Raw genomic sequence first — 3,878 nt, 5'->3', positions numbered from 1 at the left:
AGTCCGGGCCAGGGCAACTACGCTGCGGCGAACGCCGCACTCGACGCGCTCGCTGCGACCCGCCGTGCCGCGGGACTGCCGGCCACGTCCCTCGCATGGGGCCTGTGGTCCCAGAGCGAAGGCATGGGGGCAGGACTCGGCCAGGCGGAGCTCGCCCGTCTGGAACGGATGGGCATGAGTGCGCTCACTGCCGAAACCGGCCTGGCGCTGTTCGACCAGGCCCTCGAAGCGGATGCGACCGTGGTCGTTCCCACTGAGCTGGACACCACGGTGCTGCGCGCCCAGGCAAGGGCCGGACTGCTTCCGCCGCTGCTGCGTGGTCTGGTCAAGGCTCCGCCCAAGTCCGAGTCCCAGACAGGTGCACTGGCCCAACGGCTGGCCGAGGCACCCGAAGCAGAGCGCGAGCGGATCGTGCTCGAACTCGTCCAGGCGCAGGTGGCGTCGGTGCTCGGGCATGCGTCAGCAGCTTCGGTCGAGCCGGAGCGGGCGTTCAAGGACCTCGGTTTCGACTCGCTGAGCGCGGTCGAACTGCGGAACCGGCTCACCCAGGCCACCGGTGCGCGTCTACCCGCCACCCTGGTCTTCGACCACCCGTCCCCGGCAGCCGTAGCACGATTCCTGATGTCGCAGGTGACGGTGGGCGCACGGGCTGCGGGGGCTGGCCGTGAGCTGGCACGGACCCAGCCGGTGGATGCCGGCGAGCCCTTGGCGATCGTGGGCATGAGCTGCCGGTACCCGGGCGGGGTGACAACGCCCGACGAACTATGGGAACTGGTGGCTTCCGGTCGGGACGCCATCGGACCGTTCCCGATCGACCGCGGATGGGACCTGGAGCGGCTCTACGACCCCAACCCCGACCAGTTGGGGACCGTGTACACGCGCGGCGGCGGATTCGTCGAGGGCGCGGGCCTGTTCGATGCCGACTTCTTCGGGATCAGTCCACGTGAGGCGACGGCGATGGACCCGCAGCAGCGTCTGCTGCTGGAGTCCTCGTGGGAGGCGTTCGAGCACGCAGGAATCGATCCCACCTCACTCAAGGGAAGCAGCACCGGCGTCTTCTGCGGGGTCAGCTCCTCTGACTACGGCGTCAACGGATCCACGTCGCAGGTGGAGGGCTTCCGCCTCACCGGATCCAGTACCAGCGTCGTTTCCGGCAGGATCGCGTACATCCTGGGACTTGAGGGTCCGGCGGTCTCCGTGGACACGGCCTGCTCCTCCTCCGCCGTTGCCCTGCACTTCGCGTCCCAGGCGCTGCGAGCGGGTGAGTGCGAGATGGCGCTCATCGGCGGCGTGACGATCATGTCCGGCCCCTTCCTGCTCACGGAGTTCAGCCGCCAGCGCGGATTGTCGCCCGACGGACGGTGCCGTGCGTACGCCTCGTCCGCGGATGGCACTGGTTTCGCCGACGGGGTGGGTGTGCTCGTCGTGGAACGGTTGTCGGACGCTCAGCGCAAGGGCCACAAGGTCTTGGCCGTGCTGCGTGGAAGCGCGGTGAACCAGGACGGTGCCAGCAACGGCATCACGGCGCCGAACGGTCCGTCGCAGGAGCGGGTGATCCGGCAGGCGTTGGCGAGCGCCGGGCTGTCTCCGTCGGACGTTGACGCGGTTGAGGGCCACGGTACGGGGACGAAGTTGGGTGACCCGATCGAGGCGCAGGCGTTGTTGGCGACGTACGGCGCTGAGCGTGCGGGGGACCCGCTGTGGCTGGGTTCCATCAAGTCGAACATTGGTCATACGTCGGCTGCGGCTGGTGTGGCGGGTGTGATCAAGATGGTGATGGCGTTGCGTCACGGGGTGTTGCCGTCGACGCTGCACGTGGACGAGCCGTCGCCGCACGTGGACTGGACGTCTGGCGATGTGCAGCTGTTGACAGAGGCGCGGGAGTGGAGGACTGAAGGCCGTCCCCGTCGCGCGGGTGTGTCGTCGTTCGGGGTCAGCGGAACCAATGCGCACATCATCGTGGAGGAGGCCCCGAACGAGCAGCGGGCGGAGATCGAGCTGCCCGAATCCGCGGACCAAGGCGGAGCACTGCCCGTCCTGGTGTCAGCTCGTGGCGACGCCGCGCTACGGGACCAGGCCCGGCGACTGCGCGAGCGTGTCGCAGCGAACTCGGACCTGACCGTGGCGGACGTCGGCTTCTCCTCAGCCACCACCCGTGCGCTGCTGGAGCGGCGGGCGACGGTGGTGGCCGCGGACCGTGAGGAACTGCTGGCGGGTCTGGACGCACTGGCTTCGGCTGCTCCTGCGGTGAATGTGGTGGAGGGGCAGGTTGCCGGTGGGGGCGTGAAGTCGGTGTTCGTGTTCCCGGGTCAGGGTGCGCAGTGGGTGGGTATGGCGGTGGGGTTGTTGGATGGGTCTGCGGTGTTTGCTGCTGAGGTGGCGGCGTGTGGGGAGGCGTTGTCGGAGTTCGTGGAGTGGCGGCTTGAGGATGTGTTGCGGGGTGTTGAGGGTGCTCCGTCGTTGGAGCGGGTGGATGTGGTGCAGCCCGCGTTGTTCGCGGTGATGGTCGGCCTGGCGGCGGTGTGGCGTTCGTATGGTGTGGAGCCGTCTGCGGTGGTGGGGCATTCGCAGGGGGAGATCGCTGCGGCGTACGTGGCGGGTGGGTTGTCGTTGCGGGATGCCGCGCGGATCGTGGCGGTGCGGAGCCTGTTGGTGCGTGACCGGTTGGCCGGTCTCGGCGGGATGATGTCCGTCGCGGTGGGGGCGGAGCGGGCTGAGGAACTGATCGCCCCGTATGCCGGTCGGGTGTCGGTGGCGACGGTGAACGGCCCTTCGTCGGTCGTGGTCGCGGGGGAGCCGGAGGCCCTGGACGAGCTGCTGGCGACGTGTGAGCGGGAAGATGTCCGGGCCCGGCGGGTGAAGGTGGACTACGCCTCGCACACCGCACAGGTCGAGGCGCTGGAGACCGAGCTTCTGGAGGCTCTTGCACCGGTGGCACCGATGTCGGGGAAGGTCCCTGTGTACTCCACTGCGGTGGGCGCCTTCATCGACAGCACCACGATGGACTCCGGGTACTGGTACCAGAACCTTCGTGGACAGGTGGGCTTCGAGCCCGCGATCCGGGCCCTGATCGAGAACGGCACCGGAAGTTTCCTGGAGATGTCTCCGCACCCCGTGCTGACGATGGCCATTGAGGAGACCGCTGAAACGCTGGGCGCGGCGGACCGAGTGGCTGTGGTCGGATCACTGCGGCGCGGAGAAGGAGGCATGTCCCGGTTCTTGCTCTCGCTGGGACAGGCACATGGTGCGGGCGTCGCCGTGGATTGGGAAGCGGTCTACGAAGGAACCGGAACGCAGAAGGTGGATCTGCCGACCTATGCCTTCCAGCGTGAGAACTACTGGTTGATGCCGTCGGTGGGTGCGGGTGATGTGTCGGCGGCCGGGCTGGATCGGGTGGAGCATCCGGTGTTGGCGGCGGCGGTGCAGGTGGGTGATCGTGATGAGTGGGTGTTTACGGGGCGGTTCTCGGCTGAGTCGCAGCCGTGGGTGCGGGATCACGTGGTGTTGGGTTTGGTGATTGTGCCGGGGACTGCGTGGGTGGAGTTGGCGTTGGCTGCTGGTCGGCGGGTTGGTTTTCCGGTGGTGGATGAGTTGGTGATGGAGGCGCCTTTGTTGTTGGAGGAGGGTGAGTCGGTTCAGTTGCGGGTTTCGGTGGGTGTGGTGGGGGTTGATGGTCGTCGTGAGGTGGTGATTTTTGCTCGGTCGGAGGGTGATGGTGGGGGTGAGTTGAGGTGTCATGCGCGTGGTTGGTTGGGTGTGGAGGATGTGGGGTTGGTGTCTTCTTGGGTGCCGGAGGTGTGGCCGCCGGTGGGTGGTGTGGAGGTTTCTGGGGGTGATTTGTATGCGGGGATGGCTGAGCTTGGTTTTGATTATGGGTT

1 protein-coding gene and 1 pseudogene are annotated in these 3,878 nt (G+C 67.5%); both read left to right on the top strand.

Annotated elements, in window-relative coordinates; all coding sequences use genetic code 11:
- A pseudogene (locus ACFWIA_RS34990) lies at nt 1-99 on the top strand (KR domain-containing protein); the annotation flags it as partial.
- Between the two features lie 24 nt (nt 100-123).
- Nucleotides 124-3,878: beta-ketoacyl synthase N-terminal-like domain-containing protein (locus tag ACFWIA_RS34985; protein ID WP_387011314.1), on the top strand; the 3,755-nt coding region annotated here is incomplete at its 3' end.

Origin of the sequence: Streptomyces sp. NPDC127068, assembly GCF_042724695.1 — a bacterium.
In the GTDB taxonomy this organism is placed as follows: Bacteria; Actinomycetota; Actinomycetes; order Streptomycetales; family Streptomycetaceae; genus Streptomyces.
The sequence above is the reverse complement of the archived record's forward strand: the minus strand, read 5'-3'. Positions and strand labels throughout refer to the sequence as shown.